Genomic DNA, 25503 nt, shown 5'->3' on the forward strand with positions numbered 1-25503 from the left:
CAATATCAAGGCACAACCGGAAAATTGCAGCTAACTTGTATAGGGCACACAATCCATTCGTTTCTTTTCGACTCCCTGGAGGCGACTTACATGCAGGCTGCAGACGTCATGACCCCCGATGTAATCACGGCCCGCGCCCAGAGCGAGGCCAGCGACATTGCCGAACTGCTGCTGACCCACAACATCAGCGCCGTGCCTATCATTGACGACGACGGCCGGGTGCTCGGCATGGTCAGCGAAGGCGACCTGATGCGCCGCATCCAGAGCAGCTCCGATGAACGCCAGTCCTGGTGGCTAAAGCTCTTCGGCGACGGCGCCAGCGCCGCGGACTACGTCAAAAGCCACGGCCGCAAGGCACGCGAAATCATGACTCCGGACCCCGTCACCATTACCGAGGATGAGCCGCTCCATCGCATCGCCGGGCTGCTGGAAAAGCACCGCATCAAGCGCGTGCCGGTGATACGCGACGGCCGGCTGGTCGGCATCGTCAGCCGCTCCAACCTGCTGCGCGGCTTTTCGGCAAGCCGCATCAACGCCGGCGACGGCAGCGACCGGGAGATTCGCGATGCCATTCTCGGCGAGGTGGAAAAAAGCGTCGGCATGCTGCTCTACCGCCTCAACGTCATCGTTGCCGACGGTAACGTGCAGCTTTGGGGGCTGGTCGACAGCCACGACCAGAAGAGAGCTGTTCAGGTCGCCGCCGAACGCGTGAACGGCGTCAGGGCCATCGAAAACAACCTGGGCTTCCTTCCTCCGGGCGTGGGCGCCTAAGCCAGCCCGTCTGCCGCTATCCCAAATACCGCCGGCCATGGCGACGGTAGGCCGCCGTGGCCCGGGGCGCCTCCGGCGGGGTAAGCCAGGCGGCCAGGGCGGCTTCATCCAGCCAGCCGCGGCGGCGCAGCCATTCGCCCAGCCGTTCGGGGTCGAGCCCACGGTCAAGCTCCTTGCCGTCACGGTCGGCAAGCACCGGGATGCGCACGCCGTAGCGCTCGGCAAGCGCCTCGTCCGCGCTTATTTCGACGCGTTCGAGCGCGACCTCATCATTGGCAAGCGTGTGCACCAGCCCTTCCAGCTGGGCGCAGAGATGGCAGCCAAGCGTCGTGTAGAGGGTCAAACGGATCATGCCCAGCTCTCCTCTTTGTCATCTGTCGCTTTTTCCCCCGCTGCGTGGCGCACCAGGAAGACATGGTGCAGACCGGTGCTGCGCGCGAAATCGGGATCAAACGTCCGCCCCGAGATATCGTCCACCGCGTAGCGCTCACTGACCGCCTCATCCAGCTTGAAACGGCGCTGATTGTTGGAAAACACCAGGGTGCCACCGGGCGCCAGCCGCGCCATGGCCAGCGCGATCAGCCGGGCGTGATCGCGCTGAACGTCAAGGCTTGAGCGCATTTTTTTCGAGTTGGAAAACGTCGGCGGGTCCATGAAAATCAGGTCGAACTCGGTGCCGGCGGTTTCCAGCCACTCGATGCAGTCGGCGCGTATGGTCCGATGGCGAGCGCGATCCAGCCCGTTCAGGGCAAAGTTGTCCCGGGCCCAGTCCAGATAGGTGTTGGACATGTCCACGCTGACGCTTTCCGCGGCGCCGCCCAGTGCGGCGTGCACCGTGGCGCTGGCGGTATAGCAAAAAAGGTTCAGAAAACGCTTGCCCGTTGCCATCTCGCCAAGCATCCGGCGCACCGGACGATGGTCAAGAAACAGCCCGGTATCCAGGTAGTCGCGCAGGTTGACCCATAACCGCGCCCGGCCTTCCGCTACTTCGAAGCGCTCGCCGCTGGCGGCGCGCTTTTCGTACTGGGCCTTGCCCGCCTGGCGCTCCCGGCGCTTGACGTAAATATGCTGGGGCGACACTGCAAGCACCCGGGGCAGCGTCTCCAGGGCGTCGAACAGGCGCTTCTGCGCCTGGGCCGGGTTGACCGTGCGCGGCGGGGCGTATTCCTGAACGTGAACGCGGTCGCCGTAGACATCCACGGCCAGGGCATATTCGGGCATGTCGGCGTCGTAAAGCCGGTAGCAGCGCTCGCCGCTCTGCTTGAGCCATTTTTTCAGCCGCCGGCGGTTTTTCCGCAGCCGGTTGGCGAACATCTGCGCGTTTTCTGCCACCGGCGCGGCCGACTTGGGCCCGCTCTCCCCCTTCCCGGCAGCCTTTTGCGCTTCCGGCGCCTGCCTTTCGTCCCGGTCCGCTTGATCGATGGCCATCAGCAGCAGCTTGGCGTCCAGGGGACCGTTTTTCAGCGCGTACTGCCTGTGCGCCCGCAGGCCCAATCGGTGACCGAGATCCGGGTTGCCGGTGAATAGCGCCAGCGTCCAGCCGGGGAACAGCGCCTTTGCCTGCTCGCCGATGGTGGCGTAGAGGCTGACCAGCTCGGGCAGCTCCCCCAGCCGCTCGCCGTAGGGCGGGTTGGTGATCACAAGCCCCGGCCCCTTGGCCTCGACGCTTGTGGAATCCAGAGCGGCCACGCCCTCGCCTTTCAGGGTAAGCAGGGCAGGAATGCCCGCGCGCATGGCGTTGGCCCTGGCCGCGGCCAGCGCCGCCGGGCTTTGGTCAAAGCCGTAAAAAGCGCTTTTGCAGCGCTTGCGACCGATGGACGCCCGAGCTCTAGCTTCACGCGCAAGCTCCTGCCACGCAGCCGGCCTGAACTGCGCCCAGCCGTGAAAGCCGAAACGCCGGCGATGAAGCCCCGGCGCCTGGTCGGCGGCCATCAGCGCGGCCTCGATCAACAGCGTGCCGGCACCGCACAGCGGATCCACCAGAGGCTCGCCGGCCTTGGCGCGCTCGGGCCAGCCCGCGCGTACCAGAAGCGCGGCGGCGAGGTTTTCCTTGAGCGGCGCATGGCCCACGTCTCGGCGATAGCCCCGGCGGTGCAGGCTTTCCCCGGCCAGATCGATCCCCAGCGTCAGGTTCCGGCGGTGGAGATGGGCGTAGATCTGCACGTCCGGGGCCTTGTTGTCCACCCTGGGGCGCTCTCGCCCTGCCCGGCCGAGCGACTCGACGATGCCGTCCTTGACCGTCTGCGCGCCGAACAGCGTATGGCGGATATGCTCGCTGCGACCGTGAAAATCCACCGCCAGGGTGGCACCCTCGCTAAGGTGCTGCGCCCAGTCGAGGCGCGAGGCCGCCGCACGAATCTGCTCCGGCGTCTCGATCATGGCATTACGGCTCAGCTGCACAATGACGCGGTTGGCAAGCCGCGACCACAGACACAGACGGTAGGCGTCAGCGTGGCTTGCCGTGGCGTACACGCCGGCCACCGTGGTTTTCACCGGGGTGGCGCCCAGCGTGGTCATCTCGTCGGCCAGCAGGGCTTCGATACCCTTGGGACAGGTCACCAGAACATCCAGCGCGCCGGAGTCCGGGGCGTTGTTGTGGGGAGATATGTTGAAAGAAGAGTGGCTCGGCTCGGTCATGATGGTCGGGCGCCTGCGGCGCGGCATTCCTGGTCGATGAAAGGGGCAAGGAAAAGGGAGTAAAAAGGGAAACGTCAATGAATGATGCCGGATACGACTCCAAGGCTCGACAGAAGCTCCATTGTGGGCTATGCATAAGAGTGTAGCTACAAAACGCATGCGTTATCGGCCGTGCCTCAAGGCACGGCACCAGGGTAACCGGTGGTACGCTCCGCATGGGAATGCACAGCGCTTTGCCGGCCCGGTTCCCGCCGCTCTTTGTTTGCCAAGAGTGCAAGAGTGTTTGCCAAGATCCGCACGGCTATTCATTTGCCGGCGGCGTTTAAAGTCAGCGCCAGCCCGGCGTCGGGAACCGCCCAACGCCCGGTCAGCCGGCAGCGCGCTGCTTTATCGTCAAGGCTTTCATAAAAAGAGGTTAGCCCATGAAACGACAAAAGCGTGATCCCTTTCAGCGAGCCTATGTACGTGGTTACCAGGCCGGCGTCAAAGGCCGCTCCCGCGATGAGTGCCCGAGTGATAACGTCAACGTGCGCGAATACTGGATGAGCGGCTGGCGCGAGGGTCGCGGCGATCAATGGGACGGCATGACCGGCGTGGCCGGCATCCACCGACGTCCCACGGTTACCGTCTGAATGCGCCGGTGACGCCAGCGTCACTGCGGCCGCTCTCAGACGCAGAAAGCCCGCTTGTCCGGCGGGCTTTTTTGTGCCCACCGTTTCCTTGAGTTAACCGCCCTGGACTAGCGCCTCGGCGCATTCGCTTACCAGCCCGGGCCCCTGATAAATCAATCCGGTATACAGCTGCACCAGATCGGCCCCGGCGGCTATTTTCGCCTTTGCCGCCGCGCCGCTGTCGATGCCCCCCACGCCGATGATCACGACGTCGGGCAAATGCTCGCGCAGCCGGCGAATCACGCGATTCGAAGCCTCAAACACCGGACGGCCGGAAAGCCCGCCGGCCTCTTTGGCCTGGGGATCATCCTGCACCGCTTCCCGGGAGACCGTGGTGTTGGTGGCAATCACGCCGTCCAGGGCATTGCGCTCGATGCTTCCGGCCACCAGCGCTATTTCGTCGACCTCCATGTCCGGAGCAATCTTGACCAGCAGCGGCACGCGCCGGCCGTTTTCCTCATCAAGCTCGCTGGTGCGCGTGCGCAGCGGCGCCAGCAGCGCGTCCAGCTGCTCGCCGAACTGCAGGGTGCGAAGCCCCGGCGTGTTGGGCGAGGAAACGTTCACGGTGACGTAGTCGGCATGGGGATGTACCGCTTCCAGACAGGTCAGGTAATCGCGCAGGGCGTCGTCCACGTCCGTTGCCAGATTCTTGCCGATGTTGATGCCCACCGGGCCGTCAAAACGGCGCTTTTGCACCCGCTCGACCAGGTGCGCCACGCCGTGATTGTTGAAGCCGAAGCGGTTGATGATCGCCCCGTGTTCGGCCAGGCGAAACATCCGCGGCCTGGCATTGCCCGGCTGGGCCCTGGGCGTCACCGTGCCCACTTCCACAAAGCCGAAGCCCAGCTCGCCCAGCGCATCCAGATGGTCGGCGTTCTTGTCAAGCCCCGCCGCCAGGCCTACGCGGTTGGGAAACCGCAGGCCCAGAAGCTCCACCGGGTCTTCCGTGCACTTGCCGGCCAGGCGAGACGCGCCGCCGGCGCGGTGGAGCCAATCCAGGGATTTGAGCGCAGCGTTGTGGGCAGCTTCGGGATCCAGGCGGAACAACAGCGGGCGAACAAGATGATACATCGTCACTCCAGACGTTGGGCGGGGGCCGCGGCGAGTATAGCGCAAACCACTAGGGGACAAAAAAACACGTCGCCAAAAAAGCGCCCCGAGCGGCGCTGCTGGCGTCGCTCGGGGCGTTTGGGACGGCGCCCTGGCGCGCGAAGCGCCAGGCGTGTGGCTTATTCGCTGCCGCTTTCGGCAAGGCCCACCAGCGCTCGTATCGCGACGGTGAACAGGGCAAAGCCGGGCTCGTTGCCGCTGCGCACTTCGCTGATCAGGCGGCACCAGCGGTCGTGGAGCTCGGCGTGCTGCTCAAGCCACCGACCCACCTTGTCGGCGGCGCTGCCGCTGCCCTCGAGCGTCAATACGCCGGTGGTCAGCGCCAGCTGCTGGCGGTCGATGTCGTCGCGGAAGGTTTCCCGGGCCTGGGCCTGCCAGGCGTCCCGGGCTTCCAGCCGGTTCACCTGCTGGATCATCCACGGCAGCTCCAGCCGGCTGCCGATTTCGTAGAATACCTCGGCCACGCGCTCGGGTTCCTCGTCGGCCTGGCGGGCCGCCTGAATAATCCCCAGCCCGGCATACAGGCTCGGCGCGGCGGCCACGGTCGCGGCCAGGTTTTCCGGCACGCCGGCCTGTGTCAGCTCGTCCCGGCGCGCCTGCCAGGTCTCAAGCTCTTCGCCGCTCAAAAGCTCGCCGATGTTGCCTTGCAGCGTCGACAGGCGCGGGCCGAAATAGTCGATGGTCTCGGCGATCGAAAGCCCGGTGTGCTGGCGCAGGAACCAGCGCGTGGCGCGGCGGATCATGCGCATCAGGTCCAGCATCATGGAATACTGAACATGTCCCGGAACCTGGTTGTCGAGCGCTTCGATCTCGTCCCACAGCGCGGACAGGTTAAAGCTGTCCCGGGCGACGATATAGGCCCGCGCGATATCCGCTTGGCCAAGGCCGGTGGAGTCCATCAGCCGGCGCACAAAGACGATGCCCATGCGATCCACCAGGTCGTTGGCGACCTGGGTGGCAACGATTTCGCGCTTCAGGCGGTGGGCGTACATCTCGTCGGTGTAGCGCTCGACCAGCACCTCGGGGAACAAGCGCTCCAGATGCTTTTCCACGTAGCTGTCGTCGGGCAGCTCGGACTCGTTCAGAGCGCCCTTGAGCGTACTCTTGGCGTAGGAAATCAGCGTGGCAAGCTCGGGCAGCAGCATGCCCCGGCCGCCGGCGGTACGCTCCTTGAGCACGTCGTCGCTGGGCAAGGCTTCCAGCTCGCGGTCGATCTCGCCGACCTCTTCAAGCTCGCTGATAAAGCGACGGTAAGGCCCGATGCCCTGCTGCGAAATCAGCTCGGACAAATCCAGCGCCTGGGTCTGGCGGTAGTTGTCCTTGATCACCAGGTCGGCCACCTCGTCGGTCATGTCGGCCAGCAGCTGGTTGCGCTGCTTGTCGGTCATGTCGCCGCGCTTGACCACGTCATCGATGAGGATCTTGATGTTGACCTCGCGGTCGGAGCAGTTCACCCCGCCGGCGTTGTCGATGAAGTCGGCGTAGACGCGAATACCCTTGGCCGCGGCTTCGGTCCGGCCAGGCTGGGTGCAGCCCAGATTGCCGCCCTCGCCGATCACCCGGCAGTTGAGGTCGGCGCCGTTGACGCGCAGGGCATCGTTGGCCTTGTCGCCCACCTCGGCCTGGGTTTCCTGCGAGCCCTTGACGTAGGTGCCGATGCCGCCGTTCCACACCAGGTCGACCCGGGCGGTGAGCATCGCGCGAATCAGCTCCGCGGGCGACAGACGCTCCTCGCTGATGCCGAAAGCTTCCTGCATCTGCGGGGTAATGTCGATGGACTTGGCGCTGCGGCTGAAGACCCCGCCGCCCTCGGAAATCAGCGAGGTGTCGAAGTCTTCCCAGCTGGAGCGCGGCATCTCGAACAACCGCTTGCGCTCCTCATAGGTCGACGCGGCGTCCGGCGACGGATCAACGAAGATGTGCAGATGGTTGAACGCCCCCATCAGCCGGATCTGGTCGGACAGCAGCATGCCGTTGCCGAACACGTCGCCGGCCATGTCGCCCACGCCGACCACGGTAAAGGTATCGTTCTGGGTGTCGACGTCGAGCCCGCGGAAGTGGCGCTTGACCGACTCCCAGGCGCCCCGCGCGGTAATCGCCATGCCCTTGTGGTCATAGCCGTTGGCGCCGCCGGAAGCAAAGGCGTCGCCCAGCCAGTGGTTGTAGTCGTGCGAAATCTCGTTGGCGATGTCGGAAAAGGTCGCCGTGCCCTTGTCCGCCGCCACCACCATGTAGCTGTCGGCGTCGTCGTGGCGAACCACGTTGTCAGGCGGCACCACCTCGTCGCCGTCGAGGTTGTCGGTGATGTCGAGCAGCGCGCGGATAAAGGTCTTGTAGCAGGCGATGCCCTCGTTCTGGCGGGTTTCGCGGTCGGGGTTGTCGGGCATCTGCTTGCACACAAAGCCGCCCTTGGCGCCCACCGGCACGATCACCGAGTTCTTCACCTGCTGGGTTTTCACCAGGCCCAGCACCTCGGTGCGGAAGTCCTCCAGCCGGTCGGACCAGCGCAGGCCGCCGCGGGCAACCTTGCCGCCGCGCAGGTGCACGCCTTCGATGCGCGGCGAGCAGACAAAGATCTCGTACGCCGGCCTGGGCTTGGGCATGCCGGTCACCCGGGAGGGCGCCAGCTTGTAGGCAATGTAGTCCTTGGGTTTGCCGCTGGCCTCCTTCTGGTAATAGTTGGTGCGCAGCGTGGCATCGATCAGCTCCATGAAGCGACGCAGCAGCTGGTCGTCATTGAGGCTGTCCACCTGCTCCAGGTGCTCGTTGATGCGCGACAGGCAAGCGTCGGTATCCCGGCTTTCAAGCGCGGGATCAAAGCGCAGCCGGAACAGCTCAACCAGCTCCCGGGTGATTTCGGCGTAGCCGTTCAGCGTGTTGGCAATGTAGTCCTGGGACATGCCAAAGCGGATCTGCTTGAGATAGCGGGCATAGCCGCGCAGCATGGCCACTTCGCGCCAGTCGAGCCCGGCGGAGATGATCAGCCGGTTGTAGGGATCGTTGTCGGCTTCGCCGGCCCAGATGCGCTTGAACGCCTGGGTAAAGCCTTCGCTCATGTCGCGCAGGCTGATTTCGGCGCCGCTGTGCTCCAGGTTGAAGTCGTGAATCCAGTAGCTTTCGTCTGCCGCGACAATCTCGTAGGGCCGCTCGCCGATCACGCGCAGCCCCAAATTTTCCATCATCGGCAGAACGTCGGACAGCGGAATCTGGTCGTTGCGCTGGTAAAGCTTGAGCTTGACCCCGCCATTCTGCTCTTCCAGCGGGCGGTAGTGGGACATCGCCAGGCGGTTCTCGTCGTCCAGATCCAGAAGGTGCTGGACATCGTACACCGCCGTGCGGGCGGTAAAGTCTTCGCGATAGCTGGCCGAGAAAGCCCCGTCAAAGCGTTCCATGAGCCGGTTGGCCTGCTCTTCGCCAAAGCCCTCGTCCATGGCCGAATGCAGGTCGTCGCGCCAGCTGCGGGCAAGCCTGGCGATTTTCTGCTCCAGCCGGGCCAGATCGAACCTGCCGGGGCGCTCGCCGTTAAAGCGCAGGATCAGCTGAATGCGCGCCAGCACCGACTCGGAGAGATAGGTATTGAAGTCGCCAAAATGGGCGTCCATTTCCTCGCACAGCAGCTCCTGGATATCGACGCGCAGGCGAGTGGAAAACACGTCCCGGGGCACGAAAATCAGGCACGAATAAAACTTGCCGCTGAGGTCTTCGCGCACGAACAGGCGTACCTGGCGACGCTCGCGGATATCGAGAATGCCCCGGGCGGTTTTCGCCAGCGCCTCGGTGCCGATATGGAAGAGGTCGTCGCGCGGATAGACCTCCAGCACCTGCAGCAGCTGCTTGGCGTCGTGACCGTGATCGCCAAAGCCGGCCAGCTCCATCACCGCCTTGATCTTGCGCCGCAAAAGCGGAATGTTGCGCGGCGACTCGTTGTAGACGGTGGCGGTCAGCAGGCCGAAAAAGCGCCGTTCGCCGACGACGTTGCCGTCATCGTCGTAGCGATCGACGCTGATATAGTCCGGGTAGGCCGGCCGGTGTACCCGGGAGTGCTCCGCGCTTTTGGCAAACGACAAAAGCTGCGGCATCAGCACATAGTCGTTGTTGTCGTCCAGCCCTTCCGGCGCGCGGCTATGCTCGTCGTAGCGCGACTCTTCCAGGCGAAACACCCCGAGCAGGCTGTCGGGGTCGCGCCTGAGCGCGCCGTTTTCCAGGCCGTACTCGTCGTAGCCGAGAAAAATGAAGTTGTCCTTGAGCAGCCACTCGAGAAAGGCAATGGCCTCTTCGTGGTCGTCCGGATCCACCTGGGGCGGGCAGCCCTTCTCCAGCTCCTGGATGGCGTCGCCGACCCGCGCGTAGATACGGTCGTAGTCGCCCACCGCCGTGCGCACGTCGCGCAGCGCATCGTGCAACTCCTGCTCCACGGCCTTGAGGGCCTCGGGATCGCTGTGGCGATCCACCTCGACGACAATCAGCGACTCGCGCCGCACCGGCGCGTTTTCGCCGCGCACCGTGGTCACGCTTTGCAGCTCATGATCGGCATTGCGCTCTACCGCCAGCACCGCGTTCTGAATCGCGTGGACGGTGAGTCCCTGGCGGTTGAGGGCAATGCGCACCGAGTCCACCAGAAACGGCATGTCCGGATGCAGGACGGCAACGAAGGTGTGGGAGGACTGCCAGCCGTGGGCCTCGAAGTCGGGATTTAGCACCTGCACCTTGGGGCTGTCCGGCTCGTGGTGCTGCAAAAATTGCCAGACGGAAAGCGTGGCGCCGTACAGGTCATCCAGCCGGCGGTGGGCCAGATCTTCCATCGGCACCGTGGCGTAGAACTGCCGCGCGAAAGCGTCGATAGCGGCCGCTCGCCCGGGCTTCAGGCGAGCGTCCAGGCGCTCCTTTAGCTGCTTCAGCAGATCCTGCCGGCTTTCTTCAATCGCAACGTAATGCATCCGTCACCTCGACTGCCAAGACCGCTATCCGGCCAAAATTGAAAGAAGAGAGGTGCTTGCCTCTCCCTGCCCCAGCTTACGCCAGCCGGGCAAGTGACTAAAGCCCTTGAGCATTTACTCATACTGCATGCCGACTGCGCATGCGCCTGAAGCCGGCGTTGAAAAGCCTCAGGCGCCGTCGTGGCGAACCAGCAACACGCCGCACTCGCAGTGATCCGTAAACGGGAACTGGTCGAACAGCGCCAGCCGCGCGATGCGGTGGGTGGCCGCGAGCTGCGCCAGGTTTTCCGCGAGGGTTTCCGGGTTGCAGGAAATATAGACGATGCGCTCATAGCCGCTGATCTGCGCGCAGCTGTCCGCGTCCAGTCCGGCCCGCGGCGGATCCACCAGCACGGTAGAAAAAGCATAGTCGTCAAGCGCCATCTCGGCCACGCGGCGCCCGCCCTTCTCGCCTTTCAGCGCCAGGGAAAACTCCTCGGCGGACATCCGCGCCACGTGGACGTTATCCACGCCGTTGGCCGCCAGGTTAACCCGGGCGCTGGCCACGGCGGTACGCGAAATCTCGGTGGCCAGCACCCGGCGGAAGTTGCCGGCGAGGGCAACGGTAAAGTTGCCGTTGCCGCAGTAAAGCTCGACCAGATCCTGCGCTTCGCTGCCCTGGGTCACGTCCCGGGCCCAGGCGAGCATCTTTTCGCATACCCGGGCGTTGGGCTGGGTAAAGCTGTTTTCCACCTGCTGGTAGTCAAGCGCTCGGCCGTTGACCCTCAGCCGCTCCCAGACATGATCCCGGGTGAGCACAAGGCGCTGCTTGCGCGAGCGGCCGATGATCATGATACCAAGCGCACGCTCCAGCGCCCGGGCTTCGGCCTGCCAGGCATCGTCCAGCGGGCGGTGATACACCAGCGTCACCAGCGCTTCGCCGGAAAGCGTGGTCAGAAACTCGACCTGGAACAGTTTCCGGCGCAGGGTTTCGCTTGCCAAAAACGCCTCGCGCAGCCGGGGCATCAGCGCGTTGATGGCCTCGCTTGCCACCGGGTACTGGTCCAGACGCACGACCGTTTTCTGCTTGTTGCCGGCGGCGTCTCGCGCCACGTCGAACATGGCGTAGTAAAGATCGTCGCCTTCGTGCCAGAGGCGAAATTCGCAGCGCTGGCGATAGTGACTCGGCGGCGAGTCGTGAACTTCCATCTCGGGGGTGTCAAAGCCGGCAAAAAGGCGGCGGATAGTATCGCATTTGGCCGCGAGCTGGGCCTCGTAATGCTGCGGCTGTACCTGGGGTATGGCCAAGGGCATCTCCTGTTGGGCGAGTAGCGGCTGTGTTTCTGGGGCGACTAATGGGTAGCGGCATCGGCAAGCGCCAGCGGCGCGGGCGGGCCAAAGCCGTAGGCGGCAAGCGCGTACGCAAGCGCCGCATTGGGGGCAGTCGCAAACCCGGGGCCTGGCCGGCCGCCGGAAGCGGTCAGCGGCGCGACAAGCTGGCCCACGCGCCGGGCAATGGCATCGCCGGAATCGATCCAGGCAAGCGGCGTCGGGGCCAGCGCGGAAAGCGACGCAGTTAGCAGCGGAAAGTGAGTGCAGCCCAGCACCACGGTATCCAGCGGGGCCGCCTCGAGTCGGGCCGCCTGCCACAGGGACGCAAGGGCCATGTCAAGGCGCGCAGCGTCGGGCTCGCGCCCGCCAAGCCAGGCTTCCGCTTCGCCTACCAGCGCATCGGCGGCAACGCAGGTGACCCGGCAGTCCGCGGCAAAGCGCTCGATCAGCCGCCGGGTATAGGGCCGGCGCACCGTGGCCGAGGTGGCCAGCAGGCCCAGATGACGCGTACGACTCAGCGCCGCCGCGGGCTTGATCGCCGGCACGGTTCCCACCACGGGGACCTCAAGCGCGGCGCGCAGCGGCTCGAGCGCCAGGGTACTGGCGGTATTGCACGCCACCACCAAAACGGCCGGACGGCAGGCTTCCACCGCGGCTTTGCACGTCGCCACGATACGCCGAACCAGCGCCGCGTCCGGGCGCAGGCCGTAGGGCAGCCAGGCGTTGTCGCAGGCGTAGCACAGCGCCGCCTCGGGGAAGTGGCGGCGCAGCGCCGCCGCGACAGACAGCCCGCCGACGCCGGAGTCGAAAATCAGCACGGGGCCGGACATGAGCGGAAAGGCAATCTCCTCAAGCGTGGTGGCCCGGGGCACAGGCCGGCCCGACGGGCAGCAAGCCTGGAGGGCACAAAAAAACGGGGCGGCCAGTTTAGCACGCCCCGCTGTCAGGGTTCTCGCTTGTTATGCCCTCGGCGGGCGCTACTCGAGGGGCGGCACGTCGGCCTCTTCCAGCTCTTCATAAAGCTCGGGGTAGGCCTCTTTGAGGTGCTCGATTTTCTTGTCGGCGTTGCTGGGCATCGTCTGCTTGAAGAACTCGGTGCCCTTGGCGTCGAAGCGGTTTTCCAGCAGCGGGAAAAGCTCTTCGCGCTCCTGGCGCAGGTACTCCCGGTGCGCTTCCAGATACTGCTTCAAGTCGTCGGCAAAGCGATCCATGGGCAGAATATTATCCATCAGCACCATGTCGATATCGTCGGAAAGCGCTTCCAGCCGGGGCCTGAGCTTTTGGTAGTCGGCCAGCATCTGCTCGGCGACGTCCGAATGCTCGGGCACGTATTCCTTGAGCTGCTCGACGAACCCCTGCTCGAGAGAGACCGCGAAGTCTTCCATGTAGGAAAGAATGTAGTCCACCACTTCGCGCATCAGATGGAAGTTGGGACGCTCACCCTGCTGGAGAACCCGATATTTCAGGTCCAGCACGTGGAGCATCCGCGCCATGTTGGCGTGGTCCAGGCTCAGCTGCTTAATCATGGTACTGTCTCCTTGTTCACCGCGCCTGCTCCAGATCTTCGCGCGTGCACGCCTGACGCGCCAAGCCTGGCGGGGCACGACGAGTCGCTCATGTCCGGGGGTTGCGCTCGACTCTTTTCGCGCTGACTGAAACAATCATGCTAACCGTAGCCGGGCGCCGACTGGATTGCCACCCCAAGGCGAGTCGCGGCGCCTGCTATTCATGACAGCCAACGGCACGGCGTTGTTCAACGGAGTTTGCATGGATCTTTTTTCTACCGCCGGCCAGGCACCGCTGGCTTATCGCATGCGCCCGCGCAGCCTCGACGACTACATTGGCCAGCAGGCGCTGGTGGGCGAAGGCAAGCCGCTCAGGCAAATGGTGGATAACGCCACCGTTCGCTCCATGATCCTGTGGGGCCCGCCGGGCGTGGGCAAGACGACTTTAGCCGAAATACTCGCCCACGCCTCGGGCGCAGCGCTTGAATCCCTGAGCGCGGTAATGGCCGGGGTCAAGGAGATCCGCGCCGTGGTCGAGCGCGCCCGGGCGCTGTCCCCCACGCCGATGGTGCTGTTTCTCGACGAGATCCATCGCCTGAACAAAAGCCAGCAGGATGCCCTGCTGCCCCACGTCGAATCGGGGCTTTTCACCCTGATCGGCGCGACCACGGAAAACCCCTCCTTCGAGGTCAACTCGGCGCTTTTGTCCCGGGCCCGGGTCTACGTGCTCAAGCCGCTTGACCAGCAGGCGTTGATCGAGGTCATGCAGCAGGCGCTCGCCGATACGCAAAACGGCCTGGGCGCACGCCGCATCCGGGTGGAAGACGGCGTGCTTGAGGCGCTGGCCCGGGCAAGCGCCGGGGATGCCCGCCGGGCGCTGGGTCTATTGGAAACCGCCTGCGACTTTACCACCGCGACCGGCGCCGAGGAGACGCTGACGCCTGGCGTACTGGACGACGTCATCGGCCATCAGGCCAGCGCCATGGACAAGCAGGGAGACGACTACTACGACCTGCTTTCTGCCATCCACAAGTCGATCCGCTCCTCTCGTCCGGACGCCGCGCTGCTCTACATCGCACGGTTCACCCAGGGCGGCGGCGATCCGCTGGACGTGATCCGCCGGCTCACCGCCATCGCCTCGGAAGACGTGGGCAACGCCGATCCCCGCGCCCTGCCGCTGGCGATGGCCGCCTGGGACGCCTATCTACGCCTGGGCGACTACGAGGGACAGCGGGCCATGGCCCACGCCGCTATCCATCTGGCCGTGGCGCCCAAGAGCAACCGCATTGACCGCGCCTGGAAGGCAGCGCAGCAGTTCGTGCGCGACCAGCCCCAGGTCGAGGTGCCGGCCTACCTGCGCAACGCCCCGACCCGGCTGATGGAGGAGCTCGGCCACGGCGAGGGCTACCGCTATGCCCACAGCGAGCCCGACGGCTACCCCGCCGGCAGCGCCCACGACTGCTGGCCGGAAGGGCTGCCCCCGACGCGGTTCTACGAACCGGCAGAGCTGGGCCACGAAAAGCGCTTTGCCGCCATCATGGCCTGGCGCGCCGAGCGCGACGCCGAGGTCGACGGCCAGCGCCGGCCATGATGCCGGCGGCTTAGAGCGCCTATTCGCGAATCACGTCGACGCCGTCGGGCATATCAAAGCGGAAGCGCGCGTCGTCGATCGGCGCGTTCTGATGAATGCCGGAAAAGCGAATGGCGGTGCGCTGGCCGGTACTGTCAGCCATCCACAGTTCGGTCAGGGTATCGCCGTCAAAAGTCATGCTGAGCTCTTCAAACAGCGTGTCCGGCGAGACGGGAATCAGGGTAAAGACATCGTCGCCGTTTTCCTGCTCGTGGAAGACGTCGAAGCTGTCGGTAAGCTCGCCGGCACTGCCGGACAGCAGCAGCGCGGGGGTGTAGGTCACCCGGTTGTCCAGGTCCTGGACCGTTACCTGCTCCAGGTCCGGGTCATAGAGATAAACCTCGTCGCCGTCGGACACCACGGTCTGGCTATAGGGTGCAGCCACTTCCCAGCGCAGCATGCCCGGGCGCGACAGCCACATCTCCCCTTCTGCCTGCTGCAGGCGCTCGCCGCTGCTGTCGAGGATCTGCTGATCGAACCGAGCCTCGTAGGTCTCCAGCGGGTCAAGCCGCTCGGTCAGCCGCTCGGCGGCCTCGCTCGCCCACGCCAAAGGCGCGGCGATAAAGCCCAGGGCGCTGGCGGCTAGCGCAAATGAAAAAGATCGCGGTATGGCAAAATGGCGCATCGATATCTCCCTGAGGCCCTGTCAATTCAAGACCGGCCACGTCACTGCCGGTCGATTAGCGGTAAAAATGGCGTGCTCACTATGACGCAAAAAGCGCCGGCAGGTTTCCCTCAGCGGCGCTTTTTCCCGATTTTTTCACGTTGCGGTCAGTCCCTGACCGGCGGCGGCGCCAGCACTTCCCGGGCGCCGTTGCTGCCCATGGGGCTGACCACGCCGGCGCTTTCCATGGCGTCCACCAGCCGGGCGGCGCGGTTATAGCCGATCTTGAAGCGGCGCTGCACCGAGGAAATGGAAGCGCGCTGGGTCTCGGTGACAAACTGCACCACCTCGTCGTAGAGCGCGTCCTTCTCGGCGTCTTCGCCCTCGGCCCCCTCGGCCTCGAGGCCGGCCAGCGCGTCGGCGGATACCCCGCCGGAGAGGATTTCCTCGATGTACTCGGGCTCGCCCCGACGGCGCAGATCTTCCACCACCCGGTGGACCTCGTCGTCGTCGACGAAGGCGCCGTGCACCCGGTTGGGCGGGCCGGAGCCGGCGGGCAAATAGAGCATGTCGCCGTGGCCCAGCAGGCTTTCCGCGCCGCCCTGGTCGAGAATCGTGCGCGAGTCGATCCTTGACGACACCTGAAACGCCATCCGCGAGGGAATGTTGGCCTTGATCAGACCCGTCACCACGTCAACCGACGGCCGCTGGGTGGCGAGAATCAGATGGATCCCTGCGGCCCGGGCCTTCTGCGCCAGCCGAGCGATGAGTTCTTCGACTTTTTTGCCCACGATCATGAACATGTCGGCAAACTCGTCGATCACCACCACGATGTAGGGCAGCTTTTCCAGCACCGGCGGGGTCTGGTGCATTTCCCAGGGCTGGGGCTCCCACAGCGGGTCGGCCACCTGGGCGCCGGCGCGCTCGGCCTCGTCCAGCCGGGCGTTGAAGCCGGCGATATTGCGCACGCCCATGGCGGCCATCAGCTTGTAGCGGCGCTCCATTTCCGCCACGCACCAGCGCAGGGCGTTGGCCGCCTCTTTCATGTCGGTCACCACCGGCGCCAGCAGGTGCGGTATGCCGTCGTACACCGACAGCTCCAGCATCTTGGGGTCGACCATGATCATCTTGAGCTCGTCGGGCCTGGCCTTGAGCAGCATGGAAATCAGCATGGCGTTGACCCCCACCGACTTGCCCGAGCCGGTGGTGCCGGCCACCAGCAGATGGGGCATCTTGCCCAGATTGGCCACCACCGGCCCGCCGCCGATGTCCTGACCCAGCGCGACAGTCAGCGGCGATTCCTTGTCCTGATAGACGTCGGAATCGATCACCTCGCGCAGGCGGATCATCGCCCGACGGGGGTTGGGAATCTCGATGCCCACCGTCGGGCGGCCAGGAATCACCTCGACCACGCGCACGCTCTTGACCATCAGCGAACGCGCCAGATCCTTGGACAGGTTGCTGATCTTGGACACCTTGACCCCGGCCGCGGGCTTGATTTCAAAACGCGTAATCACCGGCCCCGGCCAGGTTTCCACTACCTCGGCCTTGACGCCGTACTCGCGCAGGCGCACCTCGAGAAGCTCGGCCATCTCGGCAAGCTCCTGATCGGTATAGTTGGGTTGGTGCGGTTCGGGCTGGGTCAGCAGCCGATAGCTCGGCAGCTCGCCTTCGGGCTCGGGCATGTCGTCAAGCTCGGGGCGCTGGCTTTGCAGGTGTTCCACCGTCCATAGCGCCGGCGCCTCGTCGTCCGCTGCCGCAGGGGGGTCAGCCATCTCCGTTTCCCGGCGCGCCGGCTCGGCCTCGGGCGCAGGGGCGGGTGATACCGGGGCGGCGGGGGCCTGCGGCGACTCGGGCACCTCATCATCCTCTTCCCAGACGGGCTCGGGCACCACTTCGGGGCTGCGCGGCGGCGCCGGCCTGGGTTCGGGTTCGGGGTCGGGGTCGGGGTCGGGGTCGGGTGCAGAATAGCGGGTAAACGACGGCTCCACCTCCGCCTCGGGGGCTGATTCGGGCTCCGCCTCTGAGTCGCGCTCTGTCTCTGTCTCTGCCTCCGGCTCCGGCTCCGGCTCCGGCTCCGGCTCCGGCTCCGGCTCCGGCTCCGTATCAGGTTCGGGCTCTGCAGGCTCTGTATCAAGCGACGCCTCCGGCGCCGCTCGTGGGCCAAGAATCGGCTCCCGGCGCGTGCCGGCTTCGGCTTCGCTGCGCTCCGGGGCCGGCTGATCCCACCCGGGCTGATCCGCCAGCTTGTCCGTCGACAGCTCAGCGGCTTTTGATTCAGGCTCTTCCGACTCAGGCGCTTCCGGCTCAGGGGCACGGCCGGCGGCCCTGCCGGTAAAGTACGCCGCGGCGTCCCAGGGGATTTCGGTGGCCTCGGCCTGCTCGGCGGCCGGTTCGGTCGCGGTCAGGCTCGGCTCGCGCCGGGAGGGGCGCGCCGGCTCGGCCGACGGGGCGGTACGCGCGCTCGGCGCCGACTCGCGCCTTGCCGGCTCGGCTGCCTGCCGCGCCGGCGACGGCGTCCGCGCAGCCGGCGCGGCGGCGGCGGCAGCACCGGCTCTGTTACGCCGTTTTTCACGCAGGCTCGCCGTGCGCGCCTTGAGCCAGCCGCCCAGGCCGTAGGCACGATGGCCCGCCTCGTCCGCTACCCGCAGCCAGGACACGCCGCTGAACAGCGGGAAGCCGCCGGCCATCAGCGCCGCGGCCATCAGCCCCGTACCGGCACTGCCCAGCAGCGGTACCAGCGCGCCTACCAGGCCCTCGCCGATAATGCCGCCGGAGCCGTAGGGCAGCACGCTTTGCGGATGATAGAAATGCAGCGCTCCCAGCATGGTGGTGCCCAGCACCAACAGTACGAGCCCGCCAAGGTGCACCGCCAGCGCCACCGGGTCCAGGGTAAAGCGCACCTGGCGGGAACGTATCAGCCACCAGGCGGCAAAGCCACACATGCCCGGCCACCACAGGGCGCTGGCGCCGAGCAGCGAATACAGCACGTCGGCAAGCCAGGCACCGATCGTGCCCATCCAGTTGGCCACGTCGCTTTCCGGCCCGCGATAGGACCACCCCGGATCTCCCGGCTGATAGCTCAAAAGCGCCAGCAGCAAGAAGACACACAGCGCCAGCAGTACCACCACAACGCCCTCGCGAGCGGCTCCCTGAAGACGCACCACCATGCGCCGCGCCCCTTGCGTCGCCGCCTGAACGCGCCCTTTTGAAACTTTTCCGGACGTCTGCGGCCTGCGTTTGTTTCCCGCTTTGTTGACTGTCAAGCGACCCCCTCTTGTACCCCTGTACCTTTGATGGATGCTTCGTTTGCCGGACACCGTGCGGTTTTTGGCAACGTTCTCGAACGGGCCGGGACGTGGCATCATACCGGGCATCTTGATGCCGTCACAGGGCTCGTCGCGACCTGTCCGCTACCGGAGCACGCCATGCTACCCTGGCTATCCTCGTCCAAACCCGCCTTTCCACCCCCCCATACGGCGCTGGCTCACCCCAACGGCCTGCTGGCCGCAGGCGGCTCGCTGACCCCGGCGTGGCTGGTCAGCGCTTATCGCCACGGCATCTTCCCGTGGTTCACCGACGGCGATCCGATCCTGTGGTGGAGCCCCGACCCGCGCATGGTGCTGTTTCCCGAGGCGTTCAAGCAGCGGCGCAGCCTGAGCAAGCGGCTGCGCCACGGCGGCTTTCACGTCACGCTGAACGGCGATTTCGCCGGCGTAATACGCGCCTGCGCGGCGCCTCGGGGCGACGAGGCCGGCAGCTGGATCACCGCGGAAATGCACGCCGCCTACTGCCGACTGCACCGGCTGGGCGTTGCCCACAGCCTGGAAGTCTACCAGCACGGCGTGCTGGCCGGGGGGCTGTACGGCGTCGCCCTGGGGCCGGTGTTTTTCGGCGAGTCGATGTTCTCGCACCGGCCCGACGGCTCCAAGGTGGCGCTTGCCTACCTGACCGCCGCCATGCGCGCTTGTGGCGGCAAGCTCATCGACTGCCAGATGCACACGCCGCACCTGGCAAGCCTCGGCGCGGTCAACGTGGCTCGGTCGAGGTTTCTTGCCTATCTTGATACCTGGCTGCCCGAGCTTACCCCCGCCACGCCCGCCAGCTCGACGCCACCGCCGCGCGTGCCTCGTCCTTCCTGGCTCGACGCCCTGGCGGCTCCCGACAATCGGCGGCTGGTCCTTTAGGCGGATTTATCCCGCAGCTTTTGCCTTGACGCCCGCCTTGCGGCACAATATAGCGCGTTTTCCCGCCCGGGCGCTGGCCACGGGCGGTAACTCCCTTCGTGAGTTTCCAACATCCATTGAACCAGTGAGGAAGGGCCTATATGGCACGTGAAGATCATATTGAAATGGAAGGCGTGATCGTCGACACCCTTCCCAACACCATGTTCCGCGTCGAGCTGGAAAACGGCCACGTGGTGACCGCCCATATTTCGGGCAAAATGCGCAAGAACTACATTCGCATCCTGACCGGCGACAAGGTCAAGGTCGAGCTGACCCCGTACGACCTTTCCAAGGGCCGCATCGTCTACCGCTCGCGCTAGCACCGGCCTTTTGCCCTTTCCGGGCACGCTCCCCTAGCGCCGCCCGCCACGCCTGCCGCCTCCCCCATCTTGCCAGGCCCGGATACGCAAGCGCCCCGTCATCGTTACGGACAGGGCGCCTGGCGCATTGCCGGGACGGGCGGTGACGCCTTACCGGCGAGACGAGGGTTTTGCCGGCTTTAGCGCCCGGCAGCGCCCCTCTCAGGGCGCATCCGCCATTTCCGCCTCCGTTGACAGCTTGAGCTCGCCGTTTTCCAGGCGGACGTGGACCGTGCCGCCGTGTTCGGCCAGCTCGCCGAAGAGGATCATCTCCGCCAGCGGCTTCTTGAGCTTTTCCTGGATCAGCCGTGCCATGGGGCGGGCGCCCATATCGGGGTCGTAGCCCTGCTCGGCCAGCCAGTTCCGGGCGCTGTCGTCCACTTCCAGCTGGACGCGCTTCTCGTCCAGCTGCGCCTGCAGCTCGATGAGGAACTTGTCCACGACGTTGCGCACCACCTCGACCGGCAGCGAGCTGAACTGAATGATGCCGTCCAGCCGGTTGCGAAACTCCGGCGAGAACGTGTTGTTGAGCACTTCCATGGCGTCGGTGGAGTGATCCTGGGTCTGAAAGCCGATGGAGCGCCGCGCGGCGAGCTCGGCACCGGCGTTGGACGTCATGATCACGATCACATGGCGGAAGTCCGCTTCCCGGCCGTTGTTGTCGGTGAGCCGGCCGCTGTCCATCACCTGAAGCATCAGGTTGAACACTTCCGGGTGCGCCTTCTCCATTTCGTCGAGCAGCAGCACGCAGTGGGGCTGCTTGGTGATGGCTTCGGTCAGAAGCCCGCCCTGCTCGTAGCCCACGTAGCCCGGAGGCGCACCGATCAGCCGTGACACGGTGTGGCGCTCCATGTATTCGGACATGTCGAAGCGTACAAGCTCGATTCCCATGATGTGGGATAGCTGGCGCGCCACCTCGGTCTTGCCCACCCCGGTGGGGCCGGCAAAGAGAAAGCTGCCCACGGGCTTGTCCGGGGACTTGAGCCCGGCCCGGGAGAGCTTGATGGCTGCCGCCAGGGTGTCGATGGCTTCGTCCTGACCGAACACCAGCATCTTGAGGTCGCGATCGAGATTGGCCAGCAGCTTGCGATCGGAGCTCGATACGCTCTTGGGCGGAATCCGCGCCATGGAGGCTACGACCGCCTCGACCTGGTCGACGTCGATGGTATCGATGCGCATTTCCGACGGCAGCAGCCGCTGGTGGGCGCCGGCTTCGTCGATGACGTCGATGGCCTTGTCCGGCAGATAGCGATCGTTGATGTAGCGATCCGCCAGACGAGCGGCGCTTTCCACGGCGGCGTCGGTGTATTTAAGCTGGTGGTGCTCCTCGAAGCGCGACCGCAGCCCCTTGAGAATGCTGATGGTGTCATCCACCGAGGGCGCCAGCACGTCGACTTTCTGGAAACGCCTGGCCAGCGCGCGATCCTTCTCGAAGATGCCGCGGAACTCCTGGAACGTCGTGGAGCCGATGCAGCGCAGCTCCCCGGACGAGAGCAGCGGCTTGAGCAGGTTGGACGCGTCCATTACCCCGCCCGAGGCCGCGCCGGCGCCGATCACGGTATGGATTTCGTCGATGAACAGAATCGCGTTGGGCTGTTTTTTCAGCTCGGCGAGCAGGGCCTTGAGGCGCTTTTCGAAGTCGCCGCGATACTTGGTGCCGGCCAGCAGCGCGCCCATGTCCAAAGCGTAGACCACCGCGTCGGCGATGACGTCGGGGACGTCCTCTTCCACCACCCGCCGGGCAAGCCCTTCGGCCACCGCCGTCTTGCCCACGCCGGCCTCGCCCACCAGCAGCGGGTTGTTCTTGCGCCGGCGGGCAAGAATCTGCACCACCCGCTCAAGCTCGTGGTCGCGGCCGATCAAGGGGTCGATCTTGCCCAGCCTGGCCTGCTCGTTGAGGTTGGTGGCGTAGCCGGTCAGCGGGTGCGAGGCGTTGTCGCCGGTGCCCTCTTCAGCCTCTTCGGCCTCGTCCCGGGACGGCGACGACGAGGCGCCGTGGCCGGACACCTTGGAAATGCCGTGGGCGATATAGTTGACCGCGTCCACCCGGGCAACGCTTTGCTGCTTGAGAAAGTAGACTGCCTGGCTTTCCTGCTCGGAAAAAATCGCTACCAGCACGTTGGCGCCGGTGACTTCGTTTTTTCCCGACGACTGCACGTGGAAGACCGCACGCTGCAGCACGCGCTGAAAGCCAAGCGTCGGCTGGGTTTCACGCTCGCCCTGGCTTTCGGGAATCAGCGGCGTGGTCGAGTTGATAAAGTCCTGCAGGTCGGAACGCAGCTTGTCCAGATCAGCCCCGCACGCCTTGAGGACGTCCACGGCGGCGGCGTTGTCCAGAAGCGCCAATAGCAGGTGCTCCACGGTCATGAACTCGTGGCGCTTGGAACGTGCCACGGTAAAGGCCGTATTCAGGGTCAGTTCAAGTTCTTTGCTCAGCATGGCAGTCCCCTTTTCGCTACTTCTGCCCGGGGCATAACGCCACCTGGGGCTGGCGTCGGATCGGTTTCACCCTTCCGCACTCTCAACATCGGGCACAAAACACCGACTTGCAAGCCTTCCAGCGAGGTTTTTCTCAACGCATTCGGCAAGGCTCGGCCTAGTCGTCGGCTACTTCGATATCACTTTTCAGCGGGTGTTCGCACTCTCGGGCGTACTCGTTGACCTGATGGCTCTTGGTTTCGGCGATATCCCGGGTGAACACCCCGCAGCTGGCCTTGCCCCGATGATGCACCGTCAGCATGACCTCGATCGCCGCTTCGCTGTCCAGATGAAAAATGCTCTTCAGCACCTCGACCACGAAGTCCATCGGCGTGTAGTCATCGTTGTGCAGCACTACCTTATACATGGGCGGCTTGGCAAGTTCGGGATCCGCCGGCGCGATCGATAGCGCATCGTCGCCCTCCGGCGAGCCCGGGCGCGTCATGCCCGACAGCAGCGGGCGAATGGCATGGGGTTTCAGCATAGGTAACAAAAGTGGCATCGTTCACGTCGGGTAAGGCAGGCCGCGGGGCTTTGCCCTTTGACGCCTCACCCGTGCAAGAGTTCAGAGCATCGGGCGTTCCGGGCTCGCATGGCTAAACGAGCCCAAAATAGCACAGCCGGGCACGCCGGCATAAAAAAGCCCCGCCCGCGGCAGTGCGGACAGGGCCCTGTGGCCGTCATCACGGCTCTTTTATAGCGCACATGGCTATAGCGCACATGGCGCGCGCCTACATGTTGTCGGCAACGGCCTGGCCAAACTCGGAGCACTTGAGCAGCACGGCATTATCCATCTGGCGATGGAAGTCGTAGGTGACTTCGCCCTTGGCGATGGCTTTTTCCATGCCCTTGATCACCAGCTCCGCGGCTTCCGTCCAGCCCATGTAGCGCAGCATCATCTCGGCGGAGAGAATCAGCGAGCCGGGGTTGACCTTGTCCTGACCGGCGTATTTGGGCGCGGTGCCGTGGGTGGCTTCAAACATGGCCACCGAGTCGGAAATGTTGGCCCCGGGGGCAATGCCGATGCCGCCGACTTCGGCCGCCAGAGCGTCGGAGATATAGTCGCCGTTGAGGTTGAGCGTGGCAATGACGTCGTACTCGGCCGGGCGCAGCAGGATCTGCTGGAGCATGGCGTCGGCAATCACGTCCTTGATGACGATGTCCTTGCCGGTTTTGGGGTTTTTCATGGTCATCCAGGGGCCGCCGTCGAGCGGCTCGGCGCCGAACTCTTCCGCGGCGAGCTCGTAGCCCCAGTTCTTGAACGAGCCCTCGGTGAATTTCATGATGTTGCCCTTGTGCACCAGCGTCATCGAATCGCGGTCGTTATCGATGGTGTACTGGATAGCCTGGCGTACCAGCCGCTTGGTGCCCTCCTCGGATACCGGCTTGACGCCGATGCCGCACTGCTCGGGGAAGCGGATGTTGGTGACGCCCATCTCTTCGCGCAGAAACTTGATGAGCTTGTCCGCCTCGGCGGAGCCTGCCTGCCACTCGACGCCGGCGTAGATGTCTTCGGAGTTTTCGCGGAAAATCACCATGTCCACGTCGGCGGGCTTTTTCATCGGGCTGGGCACGCCCTTGAACCAGCGCACCGGGCGCTGGCAGACGTACAGATCCAGCTTCTGACGCAGCGCCACGTTGAGCGAGCGGATGCCGCCGCTGACCGGCGTGGTCAAGGGCCCCTTGATCGACACCACGTAGTCCTCGACGGCGCTCAGGGTTTCCTCGGGCAGCCAGGTGTCGGCGTCGTAGATGCCGGTGGCCTTTTCGCCGGCATAAACCTCCATCCAGTGAATCTTGCGCTCGCCGCCGTAGGCCTTGGCGACGGCGGCATCGACGGCGATCTTCATCGCCGGGGTGATGTCGGTGCCGGTGCCGTCGCCTTCGATATAGGGAATGATCGGCTCGTGGGGAACGTTGAGCGTTTTGTCGGCGTTGACGGTAATCCGGCTACCGCCTTCGGGTACAACGATATGCTGATAGTCCGCGTGGTTGGCGCCCATGAAGAACTCCCTTGTGGGGGTCGGCCCTCGGGCCGGGTTAGCCCGGAGCCGACGGGTTGATTCAGTGCGTCCGCGAGTGTAACACCGCCGCATCCGGACGCAGTAGCCTTGAGGGCGCGCACTGATCTAAAGTCGAGTATGCTATGGCTTTTGCCTTGCCTCCCCAAGGCTCGAGCGAGCAACCTCGAGCCAGCAACAAGGGCTGCCAACGCTGCATGAGCCAACTTTACCTGCTACACAAGCCCTATCGCGTACTCAGCCAGTTTCGCGATGACCAGGGCCGCGCCACTCTTGCCGATCACCTGGACGCCAGGGGCGTCTATCCGGCAGGCCGGCTGGACTACGATTCCGAAGGCCTTTTGCTGCTCTCCGACGACGGCGCGCTGATCCATCGCATTGCCCACCCGCGCCACCGACAGCCCAAGACCTACTGGGTGCAGGTAGAAGGCCATGTCGACAACGACGCCCTTGCCGCCCTGCGCCGGGGCATTACGCTAAAGGACGGCCCCACCCGGCCGGCCCGGGCCCGGCGTATCGCTCCGCCCGAAATAGCCGAGCGCACGCCGCCGGTAAACCCCAAACGCCACCCGCGTACCGACTGGCTGGAGCTTGTCATCTCCGAGGGACGCAACCGCCAGGTTCGGCGGATGACCGCTCACCTGGGCTTCCCTACCCTGCGCCTGATACGCGCTGCGGTGGGCCCCTGGCGGCTGGGCAGCTTGGCGCCCGGCGAGTGGCGCCGGGAAACCCTGCACGCCCCGCGCTCTGCCAGCCGGAGACCTCGCCGATGACCTTCGAAACGCCCGCGCGCGCCGCTTGCCGCCCGCACATTCGCGCCACCGTCGCCTGCGTCATCCAGCACCAGGGACGTATCCTCATGGTGGAAGAAGACCGCGGCGGGCCCGTCACGCTTTACAACCAGCCCGCCGGCCACATCGAGGCCGGCGAAGGGCCGATCGCCGCCGCGCACCGCGAGGTCAAAGAGGAAACCGCCTGGGAAGTCACCCTTGACGGCTATCTCGGGCTGTACGTTTTCGAGCTCCACGGGCTAACCTTTCACAGCCACGGCTTCATCGCCTCGCCGGCGCGCTTTCTGGATACGCCGCTGGACGACGATATCCATGCGGTGCACTGGCTGACCCCCGACGAGATCCGCGCGCTTGACGCCAACGGACGCATGCGCAGCCCGCGCGTTCTCCCCCGGGTCGAGGACGCCCTGGCCGGGCAGGCCTTCCCGCTGGCGGTCATCCACGAAGGCTAA

General features: G+C 65.2%; 19 protein-coding genes. 7 read left to right on the plus strand and 12 right to left on the minus strand.

Going from position 1 to position 25503, the window contains the following annotated elements:
* Positions 1–90: 90 nt before the first annotated feature.
* A complete protein-coding gene (locus P1P91_RS11030; protein ID WP_311882601.1) occupies positions 91–771 on the plus strand; it encodes a CBS domain-containing protein in 681 nt (226 codons plus the stop codon).
* A gap of 16 nt (positions 772–787) precedes the next feature.
* On the opposite strand, the gene P1P91_RS11035 is transcribed toward P1P91_RS11030, so the two are convergent.
* Entirely contained in the window at positions 788–1123 is a 336-nt protein-coding gene (locus P1P91_RS11035) for a glutaredoxin family protein (protein ID WP_311882602.1), read from the minus strand.
* Positions 1120–3408, minus strand: a complete 2289-nt coding sequence (rlmKL, locus tag P1P91_RS11040) for a bifunctional 23S rRNA (guanine(2069)-N(7))-methyltransferase RlmK/23S rRNA (guanine(2445)-N(2))-methyltransferase RlmL (RefSeq protein ID WP_311882604.1) — start codon at positions 3406–3408, stop codon at positions 1120–1122. Before rlmKL ends, P1P91_RS11035 begins: the two co-directional genes overlap by 4 nt.
* A 422-nt stretch (positions 3409–3830) precedes the next feature.
* Between rlmKL and rmf the strand changes: the two genes are divergently transcribed.
* On the plus strand, positions 3831–4040 hold the full coding sequence (gene rmf / locus P1P91_RS11045; protein WP_311882605.1) for a ribosome modulation factor: 210 nt from the start codon (positions 3831–3833) through the stop codon (positions 4038–4040).
* A gap of 93 nt (positions 4041–4133) precedes the next feature.
* Here rmf and P1P91_RS11050 read toward each other — a convergent pair whose 3' ends face one another.
* The 5 genes from P1P91_RS11050 to P1P91_RS11070 form a co-directional block, all read right to left on the minus strand.
* Positions 4134–5150, minus strand: a complete 1017-nt coding sequence (locus P1P91_RS11050) for a quinone-dependent dihydroorotate dehydrogenase (RefSeq protein ID WP_311882606.1) — start codon at positions 5148–5150, stop codon at positions 4134–4136.
* A 158-nt stretch (positions 5151–5308) separates the two neighbouring features.
* Complete coding sequence (locus P1P91_RS11055) at positions 5309–10126, minus strand: NAD-glutamate dehydrogenase (protein ID WP_311882608.1); 4818 nt, start codon at positions 10124–10126, stop codon at positions 5309–5311.
* Positions 10127–10294: 168 nt separating this feature from the next.
* Positions 10295–11413, minus strand: coding sequence for a tRNA (uridine(54)-C5)-methyltransferase TrmA (gene trmA, locus P1P91_RS11060; protein WP_311882610.1), 1119 nt, complete (start codon positions 11411–11413; stop codon positions 10295–10297).
* Positions 11414–11457: 44 nt separating this feature from the next.
* The gene (gene murI / locus P1P91_RS11065) at positions 11458–12267 is read right to left on the minus strand and encodes a glutamate racemase (RefSeq protein WP_311882611.1); all 810 of its coding nucleotides are present in this window, start codon (positions 12265–12267) and stop codon (positions 11458–11460) included.
* Between the two features lie 147 nt (positions 12268–12414).
* Positions 12415–12963, minus strand: a complete 549-nt coding sequence (locus tag P1P91_RS11070; RefSeq protein ID WP_311882612.1) for a hemerythrin domain-containing protein — start codon at positions 12961–12963, stop codon at positions 12415–12417.
* A gap of 241 nt (positions 12964–13204) precedes the next feature.
* Between P1P91_RS11070 and P1P91_RS11075 the strand changes: the two genes are divergently transcribed.
* Positions 13205–14533, plus strand: coding sequence for a replication-associated recombination protein A (locus P1P91_RS11075; RefSeq protein ID WP_311882614.1), 1329 nt, complete (start codon positions 13205–13207; stop codon positions 14531–14533).
* A 19-nt stretch (positions 14534–14552) separates the two neighbouring features.
* On the opposite strand, the gene lolA is transcribed toward P1P91_RS11075, so the two are convergent.
* Both lolA and P1P91_RS11085 read right to left on the minus strand, forming a co-directional pair.
* Positions 14553–15197, minus strand: a complete 645-nt coding sequence (lolA, locus tag P1P91_RS11080; protein ID WP_311882615.1) for an outer membrane lipoprotein chaperone LolA — start codon at positions 15195–15197, stop codon at positions 14553–14555.
* Between the two features lie 146 nt (positions 15198–15343).
* On the minus strand, positions 15344–18346 hold the full coding sequence (locus P1P91_RS11085) for a DNA translocase FtsK (protein WP_311882616.1): 3003 nt from the start codon (positions 18344–18346) through the stop codon (positions 15344–15346).
* Between the two features lie 258 nt (positions 18347–18604).
* Between P1P91_RS11085 and aat the strand changes: the two genes are divergently transcribed.
* Both aat and infA read left to right on the plus strand, forming a co-directional pair.
* Complete coding sequence (gene aat, locus P1P91_RS11090) at positions 18605–19363, plus strand: leucyl/phenylalanyl-tRNA--protein transferase (RefSeq protein ID WP_311882618.1); 759 nt, start codon at positions 18605–18607, stop codon at positions 19361–19363.
* A 140-nt stretch (positions 19364–19503) separates the two neighbouring features.
* On the plus strand, positions 19504–19722 hold the full coding sequence (gene infA / locus P1P91_RS11095; protein WP_007111068.1) for a translation initiation factor IF-1: 219 nt from the start codon (positions 19504–19506) through the stop codon (positions 19720–19722).
* Between the two features lie 201 nt (positions 19723–19923).
* On the opposite strand, the gene clpA is transcribed toward infA, so the two are convergent.
* The 3 genes from clpA to icd all read right to left on the minus strand — a co-directional run bounded on the left by clpA (position 19924) and on the right by icd (position 24242).
* Positions 19924–22200, minus strand: a complete 2277-nt coding sequence (gene clpA / locus P1P91_RS11100) for an ATP-dependent Clp protease ATP-binding subunit ClpA (RefSeq protein ID WP_311882655.1) — start codon at positions 22198–22200, stop codon at positions 19924–19926.
* A 157-nt stretch (positions 22201–22357) separates the two neighbouring features.
* Positions 22358–22723, minus strand: a complete 366-nt coding sequence (gene clpS / locus P1P91_RS11105) for an ATP-dependent Clp protease adapter ClpS (RefSeq protein ID WP_311882657.1) — start codon at positions 22721–22723, stop codon at positions 22358–22360.
* A 247-nt stretch (positions 22724–22970) separates the two neighbouring features.
* A complete protein-coding gene (icd, locus tag P1P91_RS11110; protein ID WP_311882659.1) occupies positions 22971–24242 on the minus strand; it encodes an NADP-dependent isocitrate dehydrogenase in 1272 nt (423 codons plus the stop codon).
* A gap of 215 nt (positions 24243–24457) precedes the next feature.
* Here icd and P1P91_RS11115 point away from each other — a divergent pair, with 215 nt between their 5' ends.
* Both P1P91_RS11115 and P1P91_RS11120 read left to right on the plus strand, forming a co-directional pair.
* Positions 24458–25033, plus strand: coding sequence for a pseudouridine synthase (locus P1P91_RS11115; protein ID WP_311882660.1), 576 nt, complete (start codon positions 24458–24460; stop codon positions 25031–25033).
* On the plus strand, positions 25030–25503 hold the full coding sequence (locus P1P91_RS11120) for an NUDIX domain-containing protein (RefSeq protein ID WP_311882661.1): 474 nt from the start codon (positions 25030–25032) through the stop codon (positions 25501–25503). Before P1P91_RS11115 ends, P1P91_RS11120 begins: the two co-directional genes overlap by 4 nt.

The sequence above is a fragment of the Halomonas piscis genome (genome assembly GCF_031886125.1).
In the GTDB taxonomy this organism is placed as follows: Bacteria; Pseudomonadota; Gammaproteobacteria; order Pseudomonadales; family Halomonadaceae; genus Vreelandella; species Vreelandella piscis.